The organism is Candidatus Berkiella aquae (assembly GCF_001431295.2).
In the GTDB taxonomy this organism is placed as follows: Bacteria; Pseudomonadota; Gammaproteobacteria; order Berkiellales; family Berkiellaceae; genus Berkiella; species Berkiella aquae.
The window spans coordinates 2,578,244-2,604,225 of record NZ_LKAJ02000001.1 but is presented as its reverse complement, the minus strand read 5'-3'; the positions used below and the strand labels follow the sequence as shown (position 1 = coordinate 2,604,225).

The following is a 25,982-nucleotide window of genomic DNA, read 5'->3' as shown; positions in this document are numbered from 1 at the left end:
GGAGAATCACGATTCTTCCTCTGATTGCAAGCGTAGAATGATTCTGCGCACAGCATTCAAACAGGAGATACCGCTTGCGTTTGATAGCGGTATATAAATTTTAAAGTGGTGAACAATGAACTTACATGAATATCAAGCTAAACGTCTTTTTGCTGATTATGGACTGCCAGTTCCAAGAGGAGTTGTCGTTCGTTCCAGTGATGAAGCAATCGGTGCTATTAGCACATTGGGATCAGAGAACTTAGTGGTTAAGGCCCAAGTTCATGCTGGTGGCCGTGGTAAAGCGGGTGGTGTCAAACTCGTTAAAGGTCGTGATGAATTAGCAGAAGTTGCACGAGAGCTGTTGTTCAAAAATCTGGTTACCTACCAAACCACCGAAGCCGGTCAGCCAATTAATGAATTGTTGATTGAAGAATTAAGCCAAATCGACAAAGAACTTTACTTGGGTGCTGTATTAGATAGAGCGACAAGCCGCGTTGTGATTATGGCATCAACCGAAGGTGGAGTAGACATTGAAACGGTTGCGCATAATACACCAGAGAAAATTTTAAAAATTACCGTCGATCCTTTACTTGGCGTATTGCCTTATCAATGCCGTGAATTAGGCTTCAAGTTAGGTTTAAATTTAGATCAAATCAAACAATTTACAACGATTGTGGTTGGTTTAGGTAAAATGTTTGTTGAATGCGATTTGACTTTAGTCGAAGTGAATCCGCTTATCATCACTAAAGATGGTCGTTTGGTTTGTTTAGATGGTAAAGTTAATATTGATGATAACGCCATGTTTCGTCATCCTAAATTGAATGATTTACGCGATGCACGTCAAGAAGATGAGCGTGAAATTCGCGCCAGAGAGTGGGAATTAAACTATATTCCGCTCGATGGTAACATTGGTTGCATGGTCAATGGTGCAGGGCTTGCAATGGCGACCATGGACTTAATTAAATTACATGGTGGCGACCCCGCTAATTTCCTCGACGTAGGTGGCGGCGCAACAAAAGAACGCGTTTGTGAAGCATTCAAAATTATTCTTTCTGATAAGAATGTCAAAGGCGTATTAGTTAATATTTTTGGTGGTATCGTTCGATGCGACTTAATCGCAGAAGGTATTCTAGGTGCTGTTGCTGAAGTGGGCATTACCATTCCAGTTGTCGTGCGTTTAGAAGGTAACCGTGCTCAAGAAGCAAGCGAAGTGTTTAAGAAGAGCTCTTTAAACATTATTGCAGCGAATGATTTAACCCAAGCAGCGAAAACAATTGTAGATGCAGTTAAGGTGGCGAAATGAGTGTACTGATTGATAAAAATACCAAGGTCATTTGCCAAGGTTTCACGGGGCGTCAAGGTACGTTTCATTCCGAACAAGCCATTGCTTACGGCACAAAAATGGTGGGTGGTGTAACCCCAGGTAAAGGTGGACAGAAGCATTTGAATTTACCGGTATTTGATACGGTAAAAGATGCAGTCAATGAGACTGGGGCAACAGCCAGCGTTATCTATGTACCCGCAGCATTTTGTAAAGATTCGATTATTGAAGCTTATGAAGCGGGGATTGAATTAATCGTTTGTATTACCGAAGGGATCCCAGCATTAGATATGCTTGATGTGATGGTTACTCTCAAAGGAACCGGCACTCGCTTAATCGGCCCTAACTGCCCAGGTATCATTACCCCGGGCCAATGTAAGATTGGTATTATGCCGGGTGATATTCATCTGCCAGGTAAAGTTGGTATCGTTTCACGTTCTGGAACACTAACTTATGAAGCGGTTAAACAAACAACTGATCTCGGTTATGGTCAAAGTACTTGTATTGGTATTGGTGGCGATCCGATTCCAGGCACTACCTTTATTGATGCATTAACGTTATTTGAACAAGATCCGCAAACAGAAGTCATTGTGATGGTGGGTGAAATTGGTGGTTCTGCAGAAGAAGAAGCAGCGCAGTTCATTCATGATCATGTGACCAAGCCTGTTGTATCCTACATTGCCGGTGTGACAGCACCTAAAGGTAAGCGTATGGGGCATGCGGGTGCAATTATTGCTGGTGGTAAAGGAACAGCTGAGGAAAAATATCTTGCCTTAGAAAAAGCCGGTGTTAAAACGGTTAAGTCACCTGCTGACATTGGTAAAGGGATACAAGCCGTTTTGTCTAAATAATTTTCCTAATTTTCTAATAAGATCACCTACTCATGTAGGTGATCTCCCTTCATCATCTCTCTGATTGGTTAGAACCATCCCTTAATACGCATAATTTCGATTTTTTGTTGTGAAGGATTTTGATACACTCTGCTCGCAGTTTTCAATCAAGGTTGATTGATTCATAAAGGAGTAAATTATGTCAAAACCTGGTCCAGTTAAAAAATCTAAAAAAGTTGAAGAACTTGAATCTGTAATTCCTTCAAGCCCAGAAGCAAGTGAAAGTGATCAAGAAGAAAATTCTGCTGAACTTTCTGCGCAGGCAAGTGAAGAAGAATTAGAAACATCTGCTTCTTCCGAAAATGAAGAAGAAAACGAAGAAGAAAACGAAGAAGAGAACGAAGAAGAGAACGAAGAAGAAAACGAAGAAGAGAACGAAGAAGAGAACGAAGAAGAGAACAAAGAAGAAGCTTCTGCTTCAGCCTCCAAAGAATCAAGTGAAGAAGAAAGCGAAGAAGAAGTTGAAATATTGAGTCAGCGTGCAACTGCTAGCAAAGCAGCGGCAGCCGCAAAGTCTAAAGTTACTATCAAAGTAGAACCTGAAGACAAAGCTGATAAAAAAGTAGATGATACCAAAGCTAAAGTTGCAAAAGCGGCTGAACTTGCAAAAGAAGCAAAAAAAGTACAACAAGCAAAACAAGACGCTAAAAGCGGAAGCAGTAAATCTTCTGTTAAATCAGATGAATCAGCTGAACCCGTTCAACATGTTATGTTTATTTCCGCCTATAAAGCAAAGCAATTAAAAAATAAAGACTTAGGTACATTGCTGGAAGAGGTCAAAGCTAAAGCTAAAGCAGTAGAAGTTAAAGCGGAAGCAAAACCCGAAGCAGAAGTAGAAAAAGCGACAACAGTTCAAGAAAAGCGTACCGTTCGTAAAAGACGCTAATCTCTCACCTAGGTTTCGCATTTTAAATGCGAAACCTAGGTCATCTGCTATGCATTGCTGTTGATAACAACAGAATTCTCGTCATATTCTTTCACCTGAGTGTCTATTATATAAAAGTAATAATCACGTTAAAGGTGGCAAGATGAAATCTGTAAAAACATTAAGTGTAATATCATTCTTATTCCTACTATCAGCAACGGCATTTGCTGGTGCTGGTAACGTCACAAGTGGTGGTGTCGGTGCTGGTGCAAGTGATAGCAGCAGTGCTAGTAGTAGCGGTGCCAGTGGTAGTGGCGTCACGAGCAGTGCTCCTGCGAACACGAAACAACAGGAGCCTTATACGGGGACTTCAAATCCTTCTAACCCAAGTAATTCCAATACGCTCGGTAATTCTCCAACTGACAGTAATAATCCAAGTAATCCTAATAATTTGGATAATACGGTGCCAGAGAATACACCATCACAGAACTAGAACTAACATAAACGGCAGGTAGAGGTTGCTATGCCCAATCGTAAAAGAGTGCCGAAGTCTTCGAAAGAACAAAAGAACAAAGCAGAAAAGCCTCATTACGATCGGCGCACCATTTGGCGAGGTTATATTACCTTTGGCCTCGTCAATATTCCTGTCATGCTGTACTCAGCAGAAAAGCCGCAACAAGAAATTCATTTTAAATTGCTCGATAAAAGAAATCATGCAGGTATTCGTTATTCAAGAATTAATGAAGAAACAGGAAAAGAAGTTGCTTGGCAAGATATTGTGAAAGGTTATGAATATGAGCCCGGTAACTACGCGATTTTAACGCCAGAAGATTTAGATGAAATTGCAAAAGAGAATTTAAAAGCTATTGAAATTGAAGATTTCATCGATTTGGAACAACTAGAGCCTTACTATTTTGAAAAGCCCTATTTCTTATTGCCAGATAAGCGAGGGGAGAAAGGTTATGTTTTATTAAGAGAAACTTTAAGAAATACCCATAAAGTAGGGATTGCCAGAGTTATGATCCGGACTCATCAATACTTAGCCGCAGTGATGGTTCAAGATAATGCTATCGTGATTAATACCATGCGTTATCCACAGGAAGTTAAAACACCTTCTGAGGTTGATGTACCGGAAGAGCCTATTAGTAGCTATAAAATATCAAAAAAAGAATTTGATATTGCTAAACAATTAGTAGATACCATGACTGTCAAATGGGATCCTGCTCGCTATACCAATGATTATCGAGAAGAGCTGATGCATTTGATTGATGAAAAAATTGCCTCAGGCGGTAAAAAAGCGATTAAACATGAAAAAGAAGCAAAAATTAAGCATACCAATGTCATTGATTTTATGGAATTGCTGAAAAAAAGTGTAAAAGAAAAGAAAACGCCTAAAGCGACTAAGAAAACTACCACCAAGGCTACCAAACATAAGAAAAAATGAAGGGTGATATGGCTTCATTGCAGCATTACCATCAAAAAAGACGATTTTCACAGACACCAGAGCCTAAGGGAAAACGATCACACAAAAAGGATTATGCCAATCATTTTGTCGTACAAATGCATGCGGCTAGCCATTTACATTATGATTTTCGTTTAGAACATCAAGGCGTGTTAAAAAGTTGGGCTGTGCCTAAGGGGCCCTCTCTTGATCCGCAAGTAAAACGCTTAGCCGTGCAAGTTGAAGATCATCCTATTGAATATAAGGATTTTGAAGGGGTGATTCCTAAAGGGGAATATGGCGGTGGCACCGTCATGATTTGGGATCAAGGAAGTTGGGAAGAAATCGATGATGGTAAAAACCTTAACACGGGTGCTTTGACTTTTTCTCTTCATGGTGAAAAACTCAAAGGCAAATGGAAACTCATCCGTATTAAAGATGATCCTAAAAATTGGCTACTGATTAAAGCAAAAGATGAAGAAGCTTGCTCTCAAAATAACTATAATATCGTGGAAGAAGAACCGTTAAGTGTGATAACAGGCAGAACATTGACTGAAATTCAAAATGAAGCTGATGCAGTATGGTCTTCTAATAAAAAAAGTAAAAAGAAAAGTTATTCTTTGCCTAAAAAGGAATTAGCGCTACTTGAAAAGAAAAAAATACCTAAAACCATTAAACCGCAATTGGCTACTTTGGTTGATAAGCCACCTGAGGGTAATGACTGGATCCACGAGATGAAATTTGATGGTTATCGCTTACTGGTGATAATGAATCATGACGTAAAACTCATTACCCGCGGCCAACAAAACTGGACAGACAAATTTCAACGATTAGAAAAAGAAATTGCCAAATTAAGATTGACAGATACTGTTTTAGATGGAGAGTTGGTTGCAGTTGATAATAATGGTTTGCCTAATTTCCAACTTTTACAGAATTCCATTAAAGAAAATGATAACTCCCCATTATTTTACTATGTGTTTGATATTTTATATTATCAAGGATATGACTTAACAAACTTAGCATTAGGAAAACGTAAAGAAATATTAGCTAAAATAATTCCCGATAATCACCCTATGATTCGTTTTAGTGATCATATTCAAGGCAATGGCAAAACAGTATTTAAAAAAGCGGAAAAACTGGGGTTTGAAGGTATAGTCTCTAAAAATATTCATAGTTCTTATTTGCAAAAGCGTACTAAGAGTTGGTTGAAAATAAAAGTCAATCAACGGCAAGAATTTATCGTGGGAGGCTTTACCAAACCAGAAGGAGAAAGGAATTATATTGGTGCATTACTGCTTGGACAATATGACAAAAAAGGAAATTTACAATATTGCGGTAGAGTCGGTACTGGGTTTACGCAAGCGTCGTTAAAAGAATTATATACCTTGTTTGAAGAAAATATGGCGAAACAAAGTCCTTTTTTACATAAACCACCTGCAAGTGATGTATTGTCTTGGCTTAAACCTAATCTATTGGTTGAGGTTGAATTTAAAGAATGGACAGAAGAAGGGCTTTTGCGTCATGCCAGCTTTAAGGGAGTACGTAGTGATAAAGATTCAACACAAGTGATTAAAGAAACCCCTGATATCGTTTATCCCTTAACTCACCCTGATAAGATCTTATATCCAAAAGATAAGATAACAAAACAAGATATAGCGCAATATTATCAAGCGATTCAACAATGGATTTTACCGTATCTATGCAATAGGCCATTAAATCTTTTACGATGCCCAGAAGGGATTGAGGGTCAGCATTTCTATCAAAAACATATGTTGAACAAAAAGGGAGATAATCTCAATACCATCACTATTCAAGAGAAAAGTAAAAAGAGCAATTACATCTATATTGAAGATATTGCTGGACTTATTCAGTTGGTGCAAATGAATGTTTTAGAAATCCACCCTTGGGGCTGTCGAATTGATAATATTGATAAACCTGATTATCTGACTTTTGATCTGGATCCAGGAGAAGATGTGACATGGAAAATGGTTGTCAAAGCCGCATTTCAGATTAAAGATGAATTGGAGAGCTTGGCACTACAAACCTTTATTAAAACAACGGGTGGCAAAGGTTTACATATCGTGATCCCGGTTGCGCGTCGCTATGATTGGGAAACAGTGATGCATTTTTCACAAACGTTTGCACGATATTTAACTTTAAAATATCCCCAGGCTTATATTGATAACATGAGTAAAGCCAAGAGAAAGGGGAAGATATTTATTGATTATTTACGCAATCACCGCGGTGCGACAGCGATTGGTGCTTATTCATTGAGAGCAAGAGATAGGGCCCCAATTTCAACACCATTATCATGGGAAGAGCTTTCACCTAAAATCCATTCTGATCATTATACACTCAGAAATATCCAAAAGCGTTTAGATAAACTCGCACAAGATCCATGGCAGGCATTTTTCTCGATAAAACAAAAATTGCCAGGAATCGATGAACTGAAAGAAGAGTAGCCGTACGCTTATTCCCATATGGGAGCTTAGGTTGCTGCCGCAACCAATAATGATTCGATAATCATTGATTGCAGCAGCAGGTAAGTAATTGAGGTGATGAGTCTTTTACATTACCTTAAATGAGGTCCCTTTTCGTGTGGAACCGTAAGGCATTTTCTCAATTTCATCTTTAGAAACAGGAGCCAATTTACGAGTAACTTCTTGTTCTTTGATGTTCAAGAGCTTCGCCACGTTAGGAAATACGCTCCAGCCCCAATGTAATGGCTTGAAGGTAACACATTCATTCTGTGTTAATTCACTATCAAGATCATCATTAAAGGGTTTTTCTTTGCGCGAACAGCCGCCCATTTCTGTGTAAAACTCTTTCATTCTTGAATTATGACGTTGTTTAGCGAGCTTCATTTCTTCTTGAAAGAGTTTATGGCTTTGATCTGGTGTTGTGAGTGGTTGATCGGTATAAGTTCTATCAAAAAGGGGCAAATCTTTTTCGTATATTTTTTCTGCCATAGTGCGGCAAAAGCGAGCGACGGGAAAATCTCCAGCAGCTTGTATGGTAAGAAATCCACCCGTGATCAGTAATGTTAACGGAGATACCGCGCCGGTGATTAAAGTTGCTAATCCTAAGGACCAGGCGCCATCAATACACCAATTAATTGCTAAATCTTTTGACATGTTTATAACCCTAGAAAAAGTTCAAATGGAATTCCGGGGATTATAACTAGTTAGTTATCAAGAACAACAAATGAGGCTTTTTGATCGACAAAGCTGTGTGAAAGCGCGATAGAGGGTTATATGCCAAAGCTTTAAGGCCAATTTTAGCTATTTTCTTCGGGGGAGAGTGCTTTAATTTTCAAGGCATGAATTTCATGGGGTATCAATTCTTTTACTTGTTCATACACCAATTGATGTCTTTTAATGAGTGAAAGCCCTGCAAAAGCAGAGCTTACAATTTTCACGCTAAAATGGCTTGCACCACCTTTTGCGCCTTCATGTCCTATATGAAAGTGGCTTTCATCAACAATCGTTAATAAAGAAGGGTGCAAGATCTGAAGCCTTTCTTCGATGAATGCTTTTCGTTCTTCTGCATTACGCATTTTTTGTATTCTTCTGATTTTTTTCAGTGGAATCGTCATTGGGGAGATAGCGCGATATCAGAATACCTTGCAAACCGGCAAAGATTAAGGTCAAAACCAGGGTGCCGAATAATTTAAAGTTAACCCAGGTGTCCGTACTAAAGTTATAAACCACAAACAGATTAATAAAGCCCATTAAGAAGAAAAAGCAGTACCACGTCATATTGAGTGTTGCCCATGCTTTATCGGGCAAAGTAAGATTTTTTTCCAGCATTTTTTGCACAAGATTTTTTTTGCTAATAAATGCAGTAATGAAAAAAACAGCACCGAGTAACCAGTAGACCGCAGTTGGTTTCCATTTAATAAAGAGTTCATTGCGAAAGAAAAGGGTCGCGCTCCCTAATACAAGTACCATCCCAAGCGTGATAATTTGCATCATTTCAGGCTTTTTTCCGCGGATGAAGGTGGTTGCAACTTGAGCAAACACCGCGATAATGGCAACTGCGGTAGCGATATAAATGCCATAAAATTTATAAGCCAGAAAGAAAAGAATAATCGGTAAGAGATCATAAAATAGGTGCATGTGATCCTCATGGGAAAGTGGGACTCAAAGTTATTTTAGCATGTCTTCTTCTGTTACAGGAAACCGTGAAGAATGTTAATTAACTAAATTTGAAAGATAATGGCAGGCAAATATCGCAAAAAGCCATATCGTAAAGAGAAGAGAGCTGATGTACACGGGTTGTAGCATGAGTCGCAGAAAAGCCCGCTGCGTCGTTGGTTTGGTTTGAAAAAACATAAAGACGAGAAATCCTGTCAACATGAGCGTTGTTAGTGCAGCAATGGCTTCACTGCTTTGGGCTCCAACAGAGTTAAGAGGCTCAAAAAACATGGCAAAGATGACTAATTTCAGACTAATAATTGATAGTTGGCATACTACCTATAAATTGATAGAGAGTCAAAGAGACAGCGGCGTTCAATTAGCATACAATCCCACTATCGACTAATTAAGCATATTTTAAACATCATAGGTAAGGCATAACCGTGGCTGTCAGTGGCTCAACAAATGATTTTCAACGAGTAGTTTCAGGTATGCGACCAACTGGTGCATTGCATCTTGGGCATTATCATGGCGTGTTAACCAATTGGGTCAAATTGCAATATGAGTATGAGTGTCTATTTTTCGTTGCAGACTGGCATGCTCTGACAACACATTACGAAAATACGTATGACATAGAAGAGAGTGTCTGGGAAACCATTATTGACTGGTTAGCTTGTGGTATTAATCCCGGCTCTTGCAAAATATTTATTCAATCCAGAATTCCTGAACATGCTGAATTGCACTTATTATTATCCATGATTACCCCATTAGGCTGGCTAGAGCGAGTTCCTACCTACAAAGATCAGCAAGAAAAGCTGAAAGAACTGGATTTAGCGACTTATGGGTTTTTAGGTTATCCCTTATTACAATCAGCTGATATTCTTGCCTATAAAGCAGGCTATGTACCGGTTGGTGAAGATCAGATCTCACATTTAGAGTTGACTCGTGAAGTGGCAAGACGATTCAATCATCTTTATGGCAAAGAGCCAGGTTATGAAGAAAAGGTAGAAATTGCTATTAGTAAATTGGGCAAGAAAAATGCCAAAATTTATTTAGAATGCTTGCGGCAATTTCAAGAAGCAGGAAATGTAGAATCACTTGAACGAGGTCAAGCACTGGTTTTTGCTCAAGGCAATTTATCGCTCAGTGAACGAGAAAGATTATATGGTCATCTTGAAGGCTCAGGTAAAATTATTTTGCCAGAACCACAAGCCATGTTGACTTCGCATGCGAAATTGACGGGTTTAGATGGGCAAAAGATGTCAAAGTCTTACCATAACACCATTGCGATTCGTGAATTACCGGAAAATATCGAGAAAAAAATCAAGGTTATGCCAACCGATCCTGCTCGCGTGCGAAGAACCGATGTGGGTGATCCTGAAAAATGCCCTGTATGGTCGTTGCATAAAGTCTACTCTGATACGGCAGTGAAAGAATGGGTGCAAAAAGGTTGCACCACCGCAGGGATTGGCTGTCTTGAATGCAAAAAAGCGGTATCCGATGCCATTATCGAGCAACAACAACCTATTTTAGAACGTGCTTTAGAATATAAGAATAATCCTCGGTTGGTAAAAGAAATTGTACGAGAAGGCTGTGAAGCTGCTAGAGATATTGCAAGAGAAACGTTGGAAGAAGTCCGAGAAGTAATGGGCTTACCTCACCGAGATAGATAAGTGTGAATTGTTATGACTGAAGTGTTGGAACCAGTAGAGGAAGTTGCGACAGAAGGAGTAAGTGAGCAACAAGAACCAGCAACGCCTTATGTGGCGCTGGTTAATGGGATTGCTTTAACAAAACTACCGGAAGATCTTTATATACCGCCTGATGCATTAGAGGTTTTTCTCGATGCTTTCGCAGGTCCCCTTGATCTATTGCTTTATCTTATTCGAAAACAAAATTTCGATATTTTAAATATTCCGATTGCTGCAGTCACACATCAGTACATTGAATATGTTGAATTGATGAAAGATTTGAAATTAGAGCTTGCTGCTGAATATTTAGTGATGGCAGCAATGTTAGCTGAAATTAAATCGAGAATGCTCTTGCCACGTTCGGAAGAAGCGCCTGAAGAAGAAGATCCTCGCGCAGAATTAGTGCGTCGTTTACAAGAATATGAACGATTCAAAATAGCGGCAGAAAATCTGGAAATATTACCTCGATTAGGTCGAGATGTTTTCAATGGCAGCGCTGATGTACCGAAAGTTGTGTTTGAAGCACCTAAACCCGATATCCAATTACCCGATTTACTGAGTGCATTTTTAGATATTTTAAAACGTTCAGAATTGTTAGCAACGCATACCGTAGAACGTGAAGCATTATCCATTCGTGAACGAATGAGTGCTGTTTTAGAATTGGTTAACTCTCGACGTTTCGTCTCTTTCTATGAATGCTTCACCTTAGAAGAAGGAAGGCTCGGTATTGTTGTCAGTTTTATAGCGATGTTGGAGCTATTACGTTTAGGTTTAATTGATATTGTGCAATCAGAGCCTTTTGGCCCCATACATATAAAGGTTGTTGAACATGAACATGCCCTCGAACAAACCCTTGATCAAACCTATGAATGAGTTGATTCGTATTGTTGAAGGAACGATATTTGCTTCAAAAGTGCCAGTATCGCCTCAAGATATTGCTAAATTATTTGAAGAAGATGAAAAGCCGGCGTTAGCGGATATTCGCAAAGCCATTGAACTATTACAAAAAGGCTACGAAAAAAGAGGGATCCGTTTAGTAGAGGTTGCTTCGGGGTTTCGGTTCCAAGTCGCTGAAAATGTTGCGCCTTATATTTGTAAATCGATAGAAGATAAACCCGCGCGTTATTCTCGCGCTTTATTAGAGACTTTAGCGCTTATCGCTTATCGCCAACCGATTACGCGTGGTGAAATTGAAGATATCCGTGGTGTTGTGGTCAGTACCAACATTATTAAAACCCTAGACGAGCAAGAGTGGATCCGCGTTGTTGGCTATAAAGATGTACCTGGTAAACCCGCATTATATGCAACCACGAAAGTATTTTTAGATCATTTTGGTTTAAAAAACTTAGAAGAGTTACCTCCCTTAGCTGAATTGCGCGCTATTGAAACTGTTGATTTGGCGGATGAAGCATCTCAAGATCTTCCCATAGAAGAAAATGCTTTAGCAGCATCAGCTGATGAGAACGCTCTTGAAACTACCCAAGAAGAAAGTTTGCCGGCAAGTGCAGAAGAAATTGCAAATGCGGCCATTGCTGCCGCAATGCAAGCCGTGAAAGCAGATGAAAATCCGGAAGAAGATTTAGAAATTGATGATGAGCTGGAAGAAGAACCTGACAGTGAATTAGATATCATTAATGCGGCACTGGCTGATCTGCAATTATCGGAAGATGATATCAAGGCGCACGACCAAGTTACGCTTGAAGATGAAGAAGTGCTTGATGAGCAAGCAATGCTTGATGAGGGAACCAAAGAAAGCAACGTTAATGATATGGATGATGATATCGATGATGATGAAATTGGGGCGCAAACAATGTCATCCATTTTAGATGAAATTGATAATGCCCGTGATGATGAAGAAGAAGATATTTTAAGTTATGAGCAGTCGTAAAAAAGATTCAAGTCAAACGAAAGCAAAACAATCCGTTCGCTCTTCAAAGAAGCGCCATGAGCGGATGCATGATGATGCATGGGCAAGTGAAGAAGCTCGGCCGAAAAAGCAACGCGCTAAAGTGACTGCTAAGCCTAAGCTTATTAAGAGCTTGACAGCAAGTAATGCACGTACAAGAAGTGGCATTCCGACTAAGCGAAAAATCGCTATTGTCAACAAGCAAGCAAGCGCCGTTGGTAGCGATGAGCCGATGCGGATTCAAAAGTTTTTAGCGAATGCAGGCATTGCTTCTCGTCGCACGATTGAAGAGTGGATCAAAGCAGGAAAAATTCACATTAATGGTAATGTGGCAACGTTAGGACAAAGCGTTACGAGTCAAGATACCATTAAAGTAGATGGTAAAACTTTTCATTTGAAATCTTTTGATATTCAAGAGACGCGAGTATTACTTTATCATAAGCCGGAAGGCGAATTATGTGCCGCGCGCTCAGAACACGGTAAACCAACCGTATTTCAACACCTTCCCAAACTCAAAGGCAGTAAATGGGTAATGGTGGGACGATTAGACATTAACACCAGTGGTTTATTGCTATTTACCAATAATGGCAATCTTGCCCATCATTTAATGCATCCTCGTTTTGCGCATGAACGTCAATATGCCGTGAGAGTGCTCGGTAAAGTCACAGATGAAATGCTTGAAAACTTAACCACGGGCGTTCGATTGGAAGATGGTCTTTTCAGCTTCAAATCTATTCAATTTGCGGGTGGTACGGGTGCAAATCAGTGGTATAACGTGACCTTGCAAGAAGGTAAATATCGCGAAGTGCGCCGTTTATGGGAATCCCAAGGTTGTAAAGTGAGTCGTTTGATCCGTACTCAATATGGTCCCTTCGTTTTACCCAGTGGTCTGCGCAAAGGTAAATATTTTGAGTTACCTGAAAATGAAGTCACTGAATTGTTAGCTGCTGCAGATAATCACAATTAAGCGCTAGCTGGTTTACCCCGGGATTAATTTAATCCTGGGGTTTTACTGACTTTCTTAGGTAAATACACCTATATAATTTTAGAACTTATTTCCATAACATAGACTCTTATAAGAAATATCCTTATTTTAGAGTGATGATATGAAAACCTTTCAACGAATTCATCCCAAATTGATAGATGATGAGACCCAAAGAAAAGGTTATCTTCTTAGCCAGAAAGCACATAACTATGTTCGCCAATTACAACTGCAACATGCATTTTCGCAAATTCAAAAAGGGGAGCCGGTAGTTCCCTTAACTGGGCAATTACTTATTCCTGGGGCTAAACATCCTAATCTGACATGGCCGGTTTATATTGGTGAAAAAGGCGAAACGATTGCAATTTATACCGAGGGTAAATTAGGTCAAGGCGCATTTGGCGGGGTCTATGTAGGCGTTAATCTCGATACCGGTGAAGCGCGAGCGATTAAGATTCAATACCCTGCGTCTGAAAAAGCGGTAGTTGATATTAAAGAAGAAGAATCGGTATTAGAACAACTAGGGCGATTTGACGATCGTCTCGTCATTCAAGATTTGCCCCTTGCCGTTGACTTTGTTCGAACAGAACATTTTAAAAAATTAAATGGCCTCACTGCCACGTTGCAAAAATTAAATATGATGCAAAGTGAGGATGTCGAAAAACTGGTTAGAGCAGAGGATTCAGCCGAGCTGATTAAAACACTGCTAGCAAAAATTAATGAAAAATATAGTAATAATTTTCAACAATTCAAAATCGATTTTTTAAAAAATGGTGCATCAGATTTTTTAGAAAACTCGATAGGAATTGATTTGGAACATTTTGAAAAAAACATTACACCAGAACTCTTTGAAGAAATCTTAAAGGAATATTTTTCAGACTATTTTGAAAACGTTACAGATGAAATTGATGGAGTGAAACAATTTATTGCGTTTAGTGCCCAGAGCATGGCTTGGGGGGTCAATTTGTTGGATTATAGTGAGCAATCACATTCTGAACTTGATAACCTTGATGTGGCTATTCAAATGCTAGAAAAAATTCACGAATTGCATGAATTTCACAGTGAGCAAGTGCCTCATGGTTATGTGCATCGTGACATTAAAGCAGCGAATGTCATGTGGGACGAGAAAACAAAAAGCCTCATCGTTGTTGATATGGGATTTACCCGCGCATTAGGAAGTGATCATACCTTTGCCGATGGAAAGCTCGCAGGAACCCCATGTGCGATTGCACCTGAATTGATTATTGAACTTTCGAATGACGAAAAACCTCGTTTTAGTACAAAAACAGATATGTATGCCGCAGGGGTTGTATTATTAGAATTGTATTCAAAATTACAAGTTGAAATTCCTTTTACACAACAAGAAGGTTATGAAAAGGGTGCTTACGAGCAGGCTCAAGAAGTTCATAGCAGTTTAAGTAGTAATCCTGATTATTCAGGATTACCTCCTGTACTGGTTGAGTCAGTTTCTGATGTGTTGAAAGATGAAGTGACCGAACCTCGAAAATCAATTTATGATACGATTAAAAAAATGTTGGATGTGAATCCTAATCATCGTATAAGTTTCCCTGATGCCATCGAATCGCTTAAGCAAATTAGAGCGCGTATGGAGCTAGAGAATCCTACGCCAGTATCAAAGATTGTCGCACCAAGATCTCAACCACTGCCACAACAAGCAGCAAAGGTCGGTGAGCAGCTCTATAGTGGGGAACAAAATGAAATTAAAACCCTACTTGAGCAAAGCATTGGAAAAATAACAACGTTATTGGCAGACAATAGTAACAAACCTGACGCCCCTAAAATAAAGTCTGGCCAAGCTTTCCTCAGACAATTACCCTCGCTGAAACAAAAAATGGCATCAGAGCTTGCCTATTGGATACGCCAGCTAAAAGCCTTGCGCGTGCAAGATACAATTAAACCAGCTGAAATCCAATTTTTAATCAAGAGCATTGACAAAGAGTTGCAAGATACAGAAAAAGCAATGACTCACATGGTTGAACTCAAACAAGAATTACAAAATATTAAAGCTAACTTGGAAGATAAATTACTCAATAAAAGTGAAATAGGATTTAAGAAAAGGCTTAAATAATACCAGTCAGGCAAGTGTATTTTCACTGTTAATTATAAACCCTCAACGCGTCTTAAATGAATTTCAAGTTTAGGTTCAAACAGCCTAATCGGTGACAATCCGATTTTTCCCTTCTTCTTTCGCTTGATAAAGTGCTTTATCAACCCGTTGGAAGAGAGATTTAAAATTATCTTCTGGATGAAAGTGAGATAAGCCCATGCTAGCGGTGATAGCGATTGTCTTTCCTTCAAACACAAATTCCTGATGTGCGATTTGTTGGCGAATACGTTCGGCAACCAGGATTGCGCCATCGGTATTGCTTTGGCTTAAAATCAGAATAAATTCTTCGCCACCATAACGAAACACATAGTCTGATTGTCTTTTCAGATTTTGCAATATTTTACCGACTTGTTGCAAAACGGTATCACCCGCAAGATGACCATGAATGTCATTAATCTGTTTAAAGTCGTCAATATCCAGCAGGAGTAAAGCGAAGGTGCTTTTATGGCGTATCGCTAAATCTATTTCACGTTGAATGGTTTGATCAAAGAGCGAACGATTCCCTAACTGGGTAAGTGAGCAGGTAACAGAGTGGATCACCACTGTATGATATAAAATGGCATTGCGAAGAGGATAGACTAATTGAGTAAGGGCATTTTCAATGATTTTGTGTTCTTCTTCGGTGAAGGTACTGGGTTTGGTTAAACGCAGATGCCCAAGACACTCATCTTGCAAGGTTAATTCAAAACAAGCTTCAAATGCTTGAACCGCTCCCATACTTAAACCATGCCCGGTTTGGTCATTGTTAAACTGAAAACTATGGTAAGGAATGTGTTGCTGCAAAACACGGTGAAAATGTTTTAACAGATCATAAACATCTAATGTGGTTTGTAAAATCTTACTTAGCTCACTACCCTCGTTTTGAGGGTAGGATTTAACCCATCCTTGGCTCATTGTCTTTCACTAAAACTGAAAAAGTGTTACCTCTTTCAATTATAGTAGCAGGGCGGTTTCTTGTTCTTTACAGACAGGAGAGATTTCTTTACCGCGGATGCCCTTAGCTTCTGAACTTAAAAGATGAAGGTAATAAGGCATTAATGCCTCAGGGGCGGTAAAGTTTTCAGGATCAATCGCAGGATAAGCATTGAGTCTTAATGCGGTACGGACTTTTCCTGGGTTGATACAATTAACTCTTATGGCTGTGTTATTTTCCAGCTCTTCATGTAGTGCTTTTGCCAAGGCAACTACGCCATGCTTGCTGGCACTGTAAGCTCCCCAATAAGCCTTTGCCAGATGCGCTTCATCAGCGGTTGTAAATAAGATGCTGCCATAAGGTCCTTTGCGAAGCAGTGGCAGCAATGCTTGTGTTAATAAAAAGGGAACGTTCAAATTAAGATGAATCACTTCTTGCCATTTTTGAGGAGGCATCAGCTCCAGTGGGGTAACAAGTCCACTGATCCCAGCATTGTGCACAATCGCATCTAAACGGCCAAACATTTGTTCGATATTTTGCAAAAGTTCATGGGCACTTTTGGGTTCAAGTTGCAGTAAATTCAGAGGATGCAAAGCAGGCTCTGGATAACCATTACTGGTAATTTCGTCATAAATACTCTCAAGATTTTTGAGCGATTTTCCCAGCAAGATAGTGGTGGCGCCATGTTTTGCTGCGGCCAAGGCTAAAGCGCGCCCAATGCCTTTGCCTGCGCCTGTAATTAAAATGACCTGATTTGCCAAACAATGTGCAGGCATTGAAGGTAAGGTAAGATTCAACTTATCCATGAACGGTAACCTTTTGATTAATGAGTTTTTGTAAGGCTCGATATCGTTGTTTTTCTTGTAAATCATGACGCCATGCTAACCACCATTTACGCAGTGGGGTTAAGCTGATGCGTTGATTGAGGACGTCGAAATTCGCTTGTTCTATCTCATCAAGGAGCACAAAGTAGATTTTGGCCAAGCCAAGAAGACTTGCCACTTTGAAGCGATCCTGTTCGGGTAATATTTCTAATGCTTTTTGATAAAGTATTCTAGCGCGATGTGCTTGACGGTAAAGCAAGGAAGCAATCAGATCGTGCGGGGTATAATGCGTCATTAAAGATTCTTCATCGATATTGAAAAAGGCTAAATCTTCTTTGGCAAAGAGGATTTTGCCTTGTGCCAAATCTTTCCCGAAATAACGAATTCTGTCTATTAACTCTAAAGCGGCTCCCAGCATGACGGCAAACGTGTCGGTATCAGGATGGCTGATTTTCATGGTATGCGCCATGAGCAACATTTTTTGCCCACCCATTTGGTAACAATGTGCTTGTATATCCTCCCATGTTTCCCAATAGGGGTGGGACAATCTGGCCGATGCTGCGGTCAAAAATTGTTCAAAATGCGCTTCATTCAGATCGTAATGATTAATAATACAGAGCAATTGCTTTGATGTGGGATGCTGACAGAGTCCTTGGAATGTACGGGCTATTTCTTCACGCCACCAGCTTAATTTGACTTGGGCAATGTTGGTTTCTAAGGTCCCAAGGGCCGTGATTTCTTGAAAAAAAGCATTGAGTCCAAAGCAAGCCTCTTGAAGAGAGGCTGGTGCAAAAAGCAAAGCATAATAAAGGCTTTGACCGCGCGAAAAAGCATGGCTTGTTATGGGTTCTGAATTCATGGGTGGGAGTATAAATCGAAGTGGCTTGAGTAGGAACCTTTAGAGGAAACATTTGTTAGTTACTCAAATATTTCCTCGTGAAGGTTGATATCGTTAGACTACAGTAGAAGATTCTAAACTAACGGGTTGTGATAAGGGTACTTCTGTATGACTTGCTTGGTTATACTGCTCCAACTCTAGACGTAGCTCTTGTCGGATCTGTTGCCAGCGCAAATGTAACAAGGCCATTTGTAGAGATAGACCTTGCTCGCCTTTTTTTATTATGAGCTTAGACATTTAAACCTCTCTGCTTCCTTGCGAAAAACCACTTCCTAAAACTGCCGTTTGTTTGAACCTTATATTCTTCCCACTTTGAATTAATGCTGTGTTGCCGGCTCTCACTCACCTCAGCCATATACTAAGTGTACATTCCTGAGAATTCATTCGTTTGGCGCCTTGCCTAAATTCAAACTGGTTTGAATATAGTGTTAGTCTTACTATCCAACACATTCAAGCTCAACTGTGTGTATTCTGAGACATGAATGCATGATCGGTAGAGAGAAAAACACTGAAAGGTTTGTGCGAGATTTCTCTATGCTTGAGTAAGCAAATTTAAAATCAACATGAAGCAGTATAGTAGAGGTCTTTAGAAGTGCAAGAAATCAGAGTCATTTCTTTAACGCGGTCTTCGACTATAGCACGGGCCCTAGCAACATTTCAATCTCGCTGGCATGGGCTAGATAATGATCGGCATGCCAATTGAGTGCATTCTCAGAGGGTGGGATATAGCCGTAATTGGCAATCGCACAACGCATTCCCGCGCTGTGACTTGCTTCTTGATCGGTTTTGGCATCGCCAATGTACCAACAGTTTTTGGGAGAGACAGCCAATTGTTGGCAGGCTAATAGCAATGGCGCAGGATCGGGTTTTTGCGTGCTGAGGGTATCGCCTGCAATCACACAGCCCGCTTTGGCCAGCGGAGAAAATTTTTCTAACAGTGCAAATGTGAAGCAAGCTGGCTTGTTGGTGACAATGCCCCAGGGTAAGCAAAGGGTTTGCAAACGCGCTAACAATTTGACAATCCCAGGAAAAAAGTGTGTTTGAAATCCAATCTCTTTAGCGTAAAGCGCCAGAAAACGATTCTTTAAGTCAGTAAAGCGAGGATCGTGTTCTGTAATGTTAAATCCAAACTCAATCATGCCTTTGGCACCGTAAGACACGGTGCTACGAACGTGTGATTCAATAACACTTGGCAGGCCTTCTTGTGCTAAGAGCACATTAAGGCAATGGGTAAATTCAGGCGCCGTATCCAATAACGTTCCATCGAGATCAAATAAGATGGCTTCGATAGGTGCGCCCATTTTAGTTATCCTTTTGCAAATGCATTAAATAATTGACGGAAACATCGCTTGATAAGCGGAAAGTTCGAGTCAGTAGTTGATATTCGATCCCTTTCATTGATTTTAGGCGAAAGCCTTTACTTTGCGCCCAGTTGCTAAGCTCACTGGGACGGATAAAGTGCTTGTAATCATGCGTCCCTTTGGGAAGCATCTTTAAGAGATATTCTGCGCCAACAATGGCAAATAAAAAGGATTTTGGTGTGCGATTAAGGGTAGACAAAAATAAGTCGCCACCGGGTTTTAATAAGGTATGGCATGCTTCCAAGATAGAAAGGGGAGAAGGAACATGCTCAAGCATCTCCATACAAGTAATTACATCAAATGTACTGGGGTGCTCTTGGGCAAAATCTTCTGCCGTTCGTTCAACATAAGTCGGTGGCTGAGGTAAATGGACAGCATGTGCTTTTGCGGCAGCTAATACTTGCGCGGATTGATCAAGACCTGTGACCTTACCACTAAAAGTACTTAGAGATTCAGTTAGAATACCACCACCGCACCCGAGATCGAGTACATTTTTCTGATGGAGGTGGGTATGGGTCTGAATAAACTGCAAACGCAAAGGGTTGATATCATGCAATGGTTTACAGGGGCCTTCTGGGTCCCACCAATAGCTTGCCATATCGTCAAATTTTAGAATTTCTTGTGGATCGACGTTCATAGGTTCACTTTCATAATCTTGGCCGTTTTGTTGGTCGGTGAATCGGTGAGTTTAAAGCTAGTGTATGGTACACTTATCCTCCGAATTGATATATAAACTTCGTATTTTTAGATAACAGTTTATTAGCTAACAAAGGAGCCTCCGTGACAGAGCTCGCAAAAGAAGTTCATCCAGTCAATATCGAAGATGAACTCAAGCAATCGTATCTTGATTATGCCATGAGCGTTATTGTCGGGCGAGCGTTGCCTGACGTGCGAGATGGTTTGAAACCCGTGCATCGCCGAGTCCTCTTTGCCATGTCAGAGCTTGGCAATGAATGGAATAAACCCTATAAAAAATCGGCTCGTGTGGTCGGTGACGTTATCGGTAAATACCATCCCCATGGCGACACGGCAGTCTATGACACCATCGTTCGTATGGCGCAGCCCTTCTCAATGCGCTATTTGCTAGTAGACGGTCAGGGTAACTTCGGTTCGGTTGACGGCGATTCAGCCGCAGCGATGCGATACACCGAAGTGCGTATGTCACGTTTTGCGCATGAATTGCTGAAAGATCTTGATAAAGAAACGGTTGATTTTGTCCCGAACTATGACGAGACCGAATTTGCTCCTTCGGTATTGCCGACTCGGGTCCCTAACTTGCTGGTTAACGGGGCCTCAGGGATTGCGGTGGGGATGGCAACGAATATCCCACCTCATAACTTAAAAGAAGTGATTTCAGGGTGCTTAGCTTTAATTGATAATCCCGATATCACGATTGATGAATTGCTTCATCATATTCCGGGCCCTGATTTCCCAACACGCGCCATGATTAATGGACGTTCAGGCATTATTGATGCTTATCGAACTGGGCGTGGTCGAATTTATGTGCGTGCACGAACTGAAATTGAAGATAATGACGGTCGTCAATCTATCATCATTACTGAATTACCTTATCAAGTTAACAAGGCTAAGCTCGTTGAAAAAATTGCGGAATTAGTCAAAGACAAAAAAATTGAAGGTATTTCAAATTTACGAGATGAATCCGATAAAGACGGTATGCGCGTTGTTATTGAATTAAAACGTAATGAAGTGGCAGAAGTCATTCTTAATAATCTTTATGCCCAAACGCCAATGCAAAGTGTCTTTGGCATCAATATGGTGGCATTAGTTGACAACCAACCTCGCACCTTGAACCTAAAACAAATTATCGAATGCTTTATTCGTCACCGTCGCGTGGTGGTTAATCGTCGTACCACCTATGAATTACGCAAAGCAAGGGAAAGAGCCCATATTTTAGAGGGTTGGAGTGTTGCGCTTGCTAACGTTGATGAAATTATTCAATTGATTAAAGCGTCTAAAACGCCGCATGAAGCAAAAGATCAATTAATTGCCAAAGCATGGCCACCCGGCACGGTAAGTGCGATGTTAGCGCAAGCAGGGGCAGATGCTTCTAAACCCGAAGAGCTATCCATAGAATTAGGATTAAGCGCGCAAGGTTATCGACTCTCTGAAGTGCAAGCACAAGCTATTTTAGATTTAAAACTGCAACGCTTAACGGGGCTTGAACAAGATAAAATTTTTAAAGAATATGAAGATATTTTAAAAGATATTGCTGGTTTAATTGAGATTTTAGTGAATCCAAACCGTCTGATGGAAGTCATCCGTCAAGAACTGACAGAATCACGCGATCAATTTGGTGATGAGCGTCGTACAGAAATTATTGCGACAATGCAAGATTTATCCAATGAAGATCTTATTTCAGAAGAAATGCGAGTTGTGACAATATCGCATCAAGGGTATGTGAAAACCCAACCGCTAGATGCTTATGCTGCCCAGCATCGGGGTGGTCGAGGAAAAGCGGCAACCAGCGTTAAAGATGAAGATTACGTTGACCAGTTGTTAGTAGCGAATACACATGACACGATTCTTTGCTTCTCCAGTAAAGGTAAAGTGTATTGGTTGAAGGTCTATCAATTACCTTTAGGATCGCGAAATTCTCTGGGTAAACCGATTATCAACTTAATTCCTTCATTAGAATCTAACGAAAGAATTAGTGCTATTTTACCATTGCGTGAATTTACCGATTCAGATACCCATTGTGTGGTGATGGCAACAGCGCAAGGCGTTATTAAAAAGGTTAATATTTCAGAATTTTCTCGTCCAAGAAGTTCAGGCATTATTGCCGTTGATTTAGACGAAAATGATGAATTAGTCGGTGCTGAAACAACCGATGGCGATCGCGATATCATGTTATTTACCAACTCAGGAAAAGCCGTACGTTTCCATGAAAACACCGTAAGATGCATGGGACGAATTGCAAGAGGGGTTCGCGGGGTCAAATTACAAGAAGGTCAACGTGTTATTTCGTTAATTGTGGTTAAAAGCGATTGCACCATTTTAATTGCGACAGAAAATGGTTATGGCAAACGTACACCCGTTAGCGATTTCCCTGTGAAGGGTCGCGGTGGTCAAGGCGTTATCGCGATTCAGACAACAGAACGTAATGGTAATGTGATTGGTGCGGTACAAGTCGAAAATAATGACGAAATCATGCTCATTACTGATGGCGGCACGCTGGTGCGTACGCGGGTTGATGAGATTTCGGTTGTCGGACGCAACACCCAAGGCGTGACATTAATTCAATTAAGCAATGAAGAAAAATTAGTTGGATTACAGCGTATCCTTGAAGTGGAAGCGAAAAAAGGATCCGATGAACAGAATGAAGAGGTAGAAGGTACCGATACCGCTTTGCCAGATACGGAAGTTGAAGAAAGTGACGACAACGAATAACTCAGCACCATTGTATAATTTCGGTGCAGGCCCTGCTTGCTTACCGCAAGCAGTTTTAGCACAAATTCGTGAAGACATACCCAATTGGTACGAGGGTATGTCTATCATGGAAATCAGCCATCGTTTGCCGGTGGTGATGAAATTAACTGAGAAAATTGAAGCCAATTTGCGTACGTTGTTAGCCATTCCTGAAGAATTTGCGGTTTTATTCATGCATGGGGGCGCAAGAACCCAATTTTCAGCAGTGCCGCTGAATTTGTTGAATGGTGCAGCTGAGGCTGATTACATTGTCACCGGGCACTGGTCCAATCTCGCTTTAAAGGACGCATCTGCTTACTGTAAAGCAGAATGTGTTGCGAGCACTAGCGAAGGACAGTTTACCTCTTTGCCATCGCATTATCGCTTCACGGAAGCTTCGCCTTATATTCACTACACCGATAATGAAACGATTCATGGGGTTGAGTTTGCAACGCCGCCTGAAGCGGATAAATGGCTTGTGAGTGATATGACCTCTAATATTCTCACTAAATCTCTCGATTTTTCTCGTTATGGCCTGATTTATGCCAGTGCACAAAAGAATTTAGGGATTGCAGGTATTACTGTTGTGATTGTACGCAAGTCACTCTTAGGTAAGGCGCATCCCTTTACTCCACCAACGTTAAATTATGAGCTGTGCTTCCAGAATCATTCGATGATCAATACCCCACCGGTATTTTCTTGGTATGTGTTGGGATTAGTCGTGGACTGGGCTTTGCAAATGGGAGGCTTAACAGCCATTACCAAACAAGTTGCGGAGAAAGCCAAGCTTCTTTATGAGTTAATTGATGCCAGCGATTTTTACCACAATCCGGTTGCTATTGAGGCACGCTCACGAATCAATATTCCTTTTCGTCTTCCTTCAGAAATGCAAGAAAGCTTATTTTTAGCGGAAGCTGAGAAAAACGGTTTAAAACAGCTCAAAGGCCATAAAGTGGTTGGCGGATGCCGAGCTAGCTTTTATAATGCGATGCCTATTGAAGGGGTAAAAGCCTTGGTCGATTTTATGCGTTATTTTGAAAAAGCACATGGTTAAGAGAGTACATACTCGAACCCATTTGAATTTAGGCAAGGCGGCAAATGAGTGAAGCCAGGAGTGCACATGATGTAGTGCATGACTGGGTGAACGAAAGCAGCCAACACAGAATAAATTCAAAGGGGGAAGAGTATAATGTATTTGGTTGTAAGCCCTGGTGGCACCCTACGTGGTGAAACCACCATTCCAGGTGATAAATCGATTTCTCATCGCGCCCTGATTCTAGGGGCTTTAGCACAAGGTCCCACCATCATTGAAGGCTTTTTAGCCAGCGAAGATTGTTTAGCAACTTTAAATATATTGCAGTTACTGGGCGTTAATATCACATGGCAAAACACTCAATTAATTGTCAATGGGCAGGGGCTTGACGCTTTGCGTGAACCCCTTGATGTACTGGATTGCGGTAATTCTGGAACCAGTATGCGTCTGCTGGCAGGGCTTTTAAGTGCGCAACCTTTTGCAAGCACCCTCGTAGGTGATCAATCCCTTTCAAAACGACCCATGGCAAGAGTGGTATCGCCCCTCTCGCAAATGGGCGCAAAGATAGTGGGCCATGTTGCGCCATTAATCATCAAACCTTGTGATGGTTTACAAGCCATTCGTTATGAAATGCCTGTTGCCAGTGCACAAGTAAAATCTTGTTTATTATTGGCAGGACTTTATGCAAATGGGGAAACGATTATCACTGAAAAAGTGGCTAGTCGGGATCACACTGAGCGCTTATTACGCTATTTAGGCGCCGATATTACCACACAAAAAAATCAAATTAGATTAAATCCGCAAGCTATCTTAAATGGTAAAGCACTTTCCATTCCTGCAGATATTTCTTCGGCTGCATTTTTTATTGCGGGTGCAAGCGCAACCCCTGGTGCACATATTCTTTTAAAAGGAATTGGGATCAATCCAACCAGAATGGGGTTGATTCATATTTTGCAAGCCATGGGCGCAGAGATTACCTTGCATGAAAAGCGTTATGCAGGCTTTGAACCGATTGCGGATATTGAAGTAAAAGGGATCACATTGCAGGGAATAGAGGTTCCTGAAAAGTGGGTTGTGAGTGCAATTGATGAGTTTCCTGTCTTGTTTATCGCGGCGGCATTTGCGCAAGGAGAAACCCGTTTTTCAGGTTTGGCGGAATTACGTCATAAAGAGACGGACAGAATCGCGATGATGGCAGCGGGAATGGAAAAATTGGGGGTAACACTTGCCATCTTGCCGGATGGGATTATTATACGAGGCAGTAAAATAACCGGTGGCATTGTCGACAGTGGAGGTGATCATCGTATTGCGATGGCCTTTGCGATTGCAGCATTACAAGCAAGTGAACCCATCACTGTCCAACATGCGCAGCACATTGCAACCTCCTTTCCATCATTTTGCGACATTGCCAACCTTTTAGGGTTAAGCATGATACAAGAGGATAACCATGAGTAGTAAAGTACCTGTTATTACCGTCGATGGCCCAAGTGGTGGCGGCAAAGGGACATTAAGTCTGATGCTAGCAAAGAAGCTAGGTTGGCACTTCTTAGACAGTGGAGCGCTATATCGCGTATTAGCACTGGCAGCCATTCGCCATAGTGTCGCGCTTGATAATCATGAAGCTTTAGCCGTATTAGCCGCGCATTTAGATGTCATATTTAAACATGATCCCCAAGAAATTTTATTAGAAGGTCAAATTGTGACGATGGCGATTCGTACCGAAGAGTGTGGTGGAGCCGCTTCTCAAGTGGCTGCTATTCCTGCTGTTCGTACTGCTTTATTAGAAAGGCAACGGGCTTTTTTGGAAGCTCCGGGATTAGTCGCAGATGGTCGTGATATGGGGACGGTTATCTTTCCTGCAGCTGATTTGAAAATCTTTTTAGAAGCGACGGCTTTAGAAAGAGCCAAACGGCGCCAGTTACAGTTGAAACAGCAGGGTATAGATGTTAGCCTTGATGGTCTTTTTGTCGAGATAGAAAAGCGTGATGAGCGAGATAAGCAACGAAGCGTTTCGCCGCTTGTTCCAGCCCATGATGCCATTGTTATTGATACCACGCAAATGCCGATAGAAAAGGTATTTGAGACGGTCATGGCTCATGTGAATGAAAGAATCTCAATAAAAACATAATCCTCCCAATGCATTGAGAGGATTTAGGCGCGAAAATATCCCGTAGTATTTTCGTTT

The 25,982-nt window shown here is 40.9% G+C and carries 24 protein-coding genes; 14 read left to right on the top strand and 10 right to left on the bottom strand.

Annotation, left to right across the window (positions count from 1 at the left end):
- Positions 1-115 precede the first annotated feature (115 nt).
- The 3 genes from sucC to HT99x_RS11440 all read left to right on the top strand — a co-directional run bounded on the left by sucC (position 116) and on the right by HT99x_RS11440 (position 3,079).
- Entirely contained in the window at positions 116-1,285 is a 1,170-nt protein-coding gene (gene sucC / locus HT99x_RS11450) for an ADP-forming succinate--CoA ligase subunit beta (RefSeq protein ID WP_075064789.1), read from the top strand.
- Positions 1,282-2,154 (top strand): succinate--CoA ligase subunit alpha, encoded by an 873-nt coding sequence (sucD, locus tag HT99x_RS11445; protein ID WP_075064790.1) that lies wholly within the window; start codon positions 1,282-1,284, stop codon positions 2,152-2,154. Before sucC ends, sucD begins: the two co-directional genes overlap by 4 nt.
- A 178-nt stretch (positions 2,155-2,332) precedes the next feature.
- Positions 2,333-3,079, top strand: coding sequence for a hypothetical protein (locus HT99x_RS11440; protein ID WP_158003332.1), 747 nt, complete (start codon positions 2,333-2,335; stop codon positions 3,077-3,079).
- Positions 3,080-3,202: 123 nt separating this feature from the next.
- Here HT99x_RS11440 and HT99x_RS11435 read toward each other — a convergent pair whose 3' ends face one another.
- Complete coding sequence (locus tag HT99x_RS11435; RefSeq protein ID WP_158003333.1) at positions 3,203-3,379, bottom strand: hypothetical protein; 177 nt, start codon at positions 3,377-3,379, stop codon at positions 3,203-3,205.
- Positions 3,380-3,581: 202 nt separating this feature from the next.
- Between HT99x_RS11435 and ku the strand changes: the two genes are divergently transcribed.
- Positions 3,582-4,502 (top strand): non-homologous end joining protein Ku, encoded by a 921-nt coding sequence (gene ku, locus HT99x_RS11430; RefSeq protein ID WP_083482740.1) that lies wholly within the window; start codon positions 3,582-3,584, stop codon positions 4,500-4,502.
- A gap of 8 nt (positions 4,503-4,510) precedes the next feature.
- Positions 4,511-6,961 (top strand): DNA ligase D, encoded by a 2,451-nt coding sequence (ligD, locus tag HT99x_RS11425; RefSeq protein WP_075065067.1) that lies wholly within the window; start codon positions 4,511-4,513, stop codon positions 6,959-6,961.
- 105 nt (positions 6,962-7,066) lie between these two features.
- Here the strand turns inward: ligD and HT99x_RS11420 are convergent, their stop codons facing one another.
- From HT99x_RS11420 to HT99x_RS11410, 3 genes are all read right to left on the bottom strand, one after another.
- Positions 7,067-7,633: a hypothetical protein gene (locus HT99x_RS11420; protein ID WP_075064793.1), complete on the bottom strand. Its 567-nt coding sequence runs from the start codon at positions 7,631-7,633 to the stop codon at positions 7,067-7,069.
- A gap of 143 nt (positions 7,634-7,776) precedes the next feature.
- A complete protein-coding gene (locus tag HT99x_RS11415; RefSeq protein ID WP_075064794.1) occupies positions 7,777-8,055 on the bottom strand; it encodes a BolA/IbaG family iron-sulfur metabolism protein in 279 nt (92 codons plus the stop codon).
- Positions 8,048-8,617: a septation protein A gene (locus HT99x_RS11410; RefSeq protein WP_075064795.1), complete on the bottom strand. Its 570-nt coding sequence runs from the start codon at positions 8,615-8,617 to the stop codon at positions 8,048-8,050. Before HT99x_RS11410 ends, HT99x_RS11415 begins: the two co-directional genes overlap by 8 nt.
- A gap of 461 nt (positions 8,618-9,078) precedes the next feature.
- On the opposite strand from HT99x_RS11410, the gene HT99x_RS11405 reads away from it, so the two are divergent.
- From HT99x_RS11405 to HT99x_RS11385, 5 genes are all read left to right on the top strand, one after another.
- Positions 9,079-10,308, top strand: coding sequence for a tryptophan--tRNA ligase (locus HT99x_RS11405; protein WP_200957075.1), 1,230 nt, complete (start codon positions 9,079-9,081; stop codon positions 10,306-10,308).
- A 12-nt stretch (positions 10,309-10,320) separates the two neighbouring features.
- Positions 10,321-11,199, top strand: coding sequence for a segregation and condensation protein A (locus tag HT99x_RS11400; protein WP_075064796.1), 879 nt, complete (start codon positions 10,321-10,323; stop codon positions 11,197-11,199).
- Positions 11,156-12,214, top strand: coding sequence for an SMC-Scp complex subunit ScpB (gene scpB / locus HT99x_RS11395; RefSeq protein ID WP_075064797.1), 1,059 nt, complete (start codon positions 11,156-11,158; stop codon positions 12,212-12,214). Before HT99x_RS11400 ends, scpB begins: the two co-directional genes overlap by 44 nt.
- On the top strand, positions 12,201-13,199 hold the full coding sequence (gene rluB / locus HT99x_RS11390; RefSeq protein ID WP_075064798.1) for a 23S rRNA pseudouridine(2605) synthase RluB: 999 nt from the start codon (positions 12,201-12,203) through the stop codon (positions 13,197-13,199). Before scpB ends, rluB begins: the two co-directional genes overlap by 14 nt.
- Positions 13,200-13,338: 139 nt before the next feature.
- Positions 13,339-15,303, top strand: a complete 1,965-nt coding sequence (locus HT99x_RS11385; RefSeq protein ID WP_075064799.1) for a protein kinase domain-containing protein — start codon at positions 13,339-13,341, stop codon at positions 15,301-15,303.
- A gap of 84 nt (positions 15,304-15,387) precedes the next feature.
- Here HT99x_RS11385 and HT99x_RS11380 read toward each other — a convergent pair whose 3' ends face one another.
- The 6 genes from HT99x_RS11380 to ubiG all read right to left on the bottom strand — a co-directional run bounded on the left by HT99x_RS11380 (position 15,388) and on the right by ubiG (position 19,975).
- Complete coding sequence (locus HT99x_RS11380; RefSeq protein ID WP_075064800.1) at positions 15,388-16,236, bottom strand: diguanylate cyclase; 849 nt, start codon at positions 16,234-16,236, stop codon at positions 15,388-15,390.
- A 39-nt stretch (positions 16,237-16,275) separates the two neighbouring features.
- Positions 16,276-17,061 (bottom strand): SDR family NAD(P)-dependent oxidoreductase, encoded by a 786-nt coding sequence (locus HT99x_RS11375; RefSeq protein ID WP_158003334.1) that lies wholly within the window; start codon positions 17,059-17,061, stop codon positions 16,276-16,278.
- The gene (locus tag HT99x_RS11370; protein WP_075064801.1) at positions 17,054-17,938 is read right to left on the bottom strand and encodes a squalene/phytoene synthase family protein; all 885 of its coding nucleotides are present in this window, start codon (positions 17,936-17,938) and stop codon (positions 17,054-17,056) included. The genes HT99x_RS11375 and HT99x_RS11370 overlap by 8 nt, the downstream gene beginning before the upstream one ends.
- Before the next feature lie 93 nt (positions 17,939-18,031).
- Positions 18,032-18,214 (bottom strand): hypothetical protein, encoded by a 183-nt coding sequence (locus HT99x_RS11365; RefSeq protein ID WP_075064802.1) that lies wholly within the window; start codon positions 18,212-18,214, stop codon positions 18,032-18,034.
- A 395-nt stretch (positions 18,215-18,609) separates the two neighbouring features.
- The gene (locus HT99x_RS11360; RefSeq protein WP_075064803.1) at positions 18,610-19,278 is read right to left on the bottom strand and encodes an HAD-IA family hydrolase; all 669 of its coding nucleotides are present in this window, start codon (positions 19,276-19,278) and stop codon (positions 18,610-18,612) included.
- Position 19,279: 1 nt separating this feature from the next.
- A complete protein-coding gene (gene ubiG / locus HT99x_RS11355) occupies positions 19,280-19,975 on the bottom strand; it encodes a bifunctional 2-polyprenyl-6-hydroxyphenol methylase/3-demethylubiquinol 3-O-methyltransferase UbiG (RefSeq protein WP_075064804.1) in 696 nt (231 codons plus the stop codon).
- 143 nt (positions 19,976-20,118) lie between these two features.
- On the opposite strand from ubiG, the gene gyrA reads away from it, so the two are divergent.
- The 4 genes from gyrA (at position 20,119) to cmk (ending at position 25,925) form a co-directional block, all read left to right on the top strand.
- Entirely contained in the window at positions 20,119-22,746 is a 2,628-nt protein-coding gene (gene gyrA / locus HT99x_RS11350) for a DNA gyrase subunit A (protein WP_075064805.1), read from the top strand.
- On the top strand, positions 22,730-23,818 hold the full coding sequence (gene serC / locus HT99x_RS11345; RefSeq protein WP_075064806.1) for a 3-phosphoserine/phosphohydroxythreonine transaminase: 1,089 nt from the start codon (positions 22,730-22,732) through the stop codon (positions 23,816-23,818). The genes gyrA and serC overlap by 17 nt, the downstream gene beginning before the upstream one ends.
- A gap of 132 nt (positions 23,819-23,950) precedes the next feature.
- The gene (gene aroA / locus HT99x_RS11340; protein ID WP_445971447.1) at positions 23,951-25,252 is read left to right on the top strand and encodes a 3-phosphoshikimate 1-carboxyvinyltransferase; all 1,302 of its coding nucleotides are present in this window, start codon (positions 23,951-23,953) and stop codon (positions 25,250-25,252) included.
- On the top strand, positions 25,245-25,925 hold the full coding sequence (gene cmk / locus HT99x_RS11335; RefSeq protein ID WP_075064808.1) for a (d)CMP kinase: 681 nt from the start codon (positions 25,245-25,247) through the stop codon (positions 25,923-25,925). The genes aroA and cmk overlap by 8 nt, the downstream gene beginning before the upstream one ends.
- The last annotated feature ends 57 nt before the right edge of the window (positions 25,926-25,982 follow it).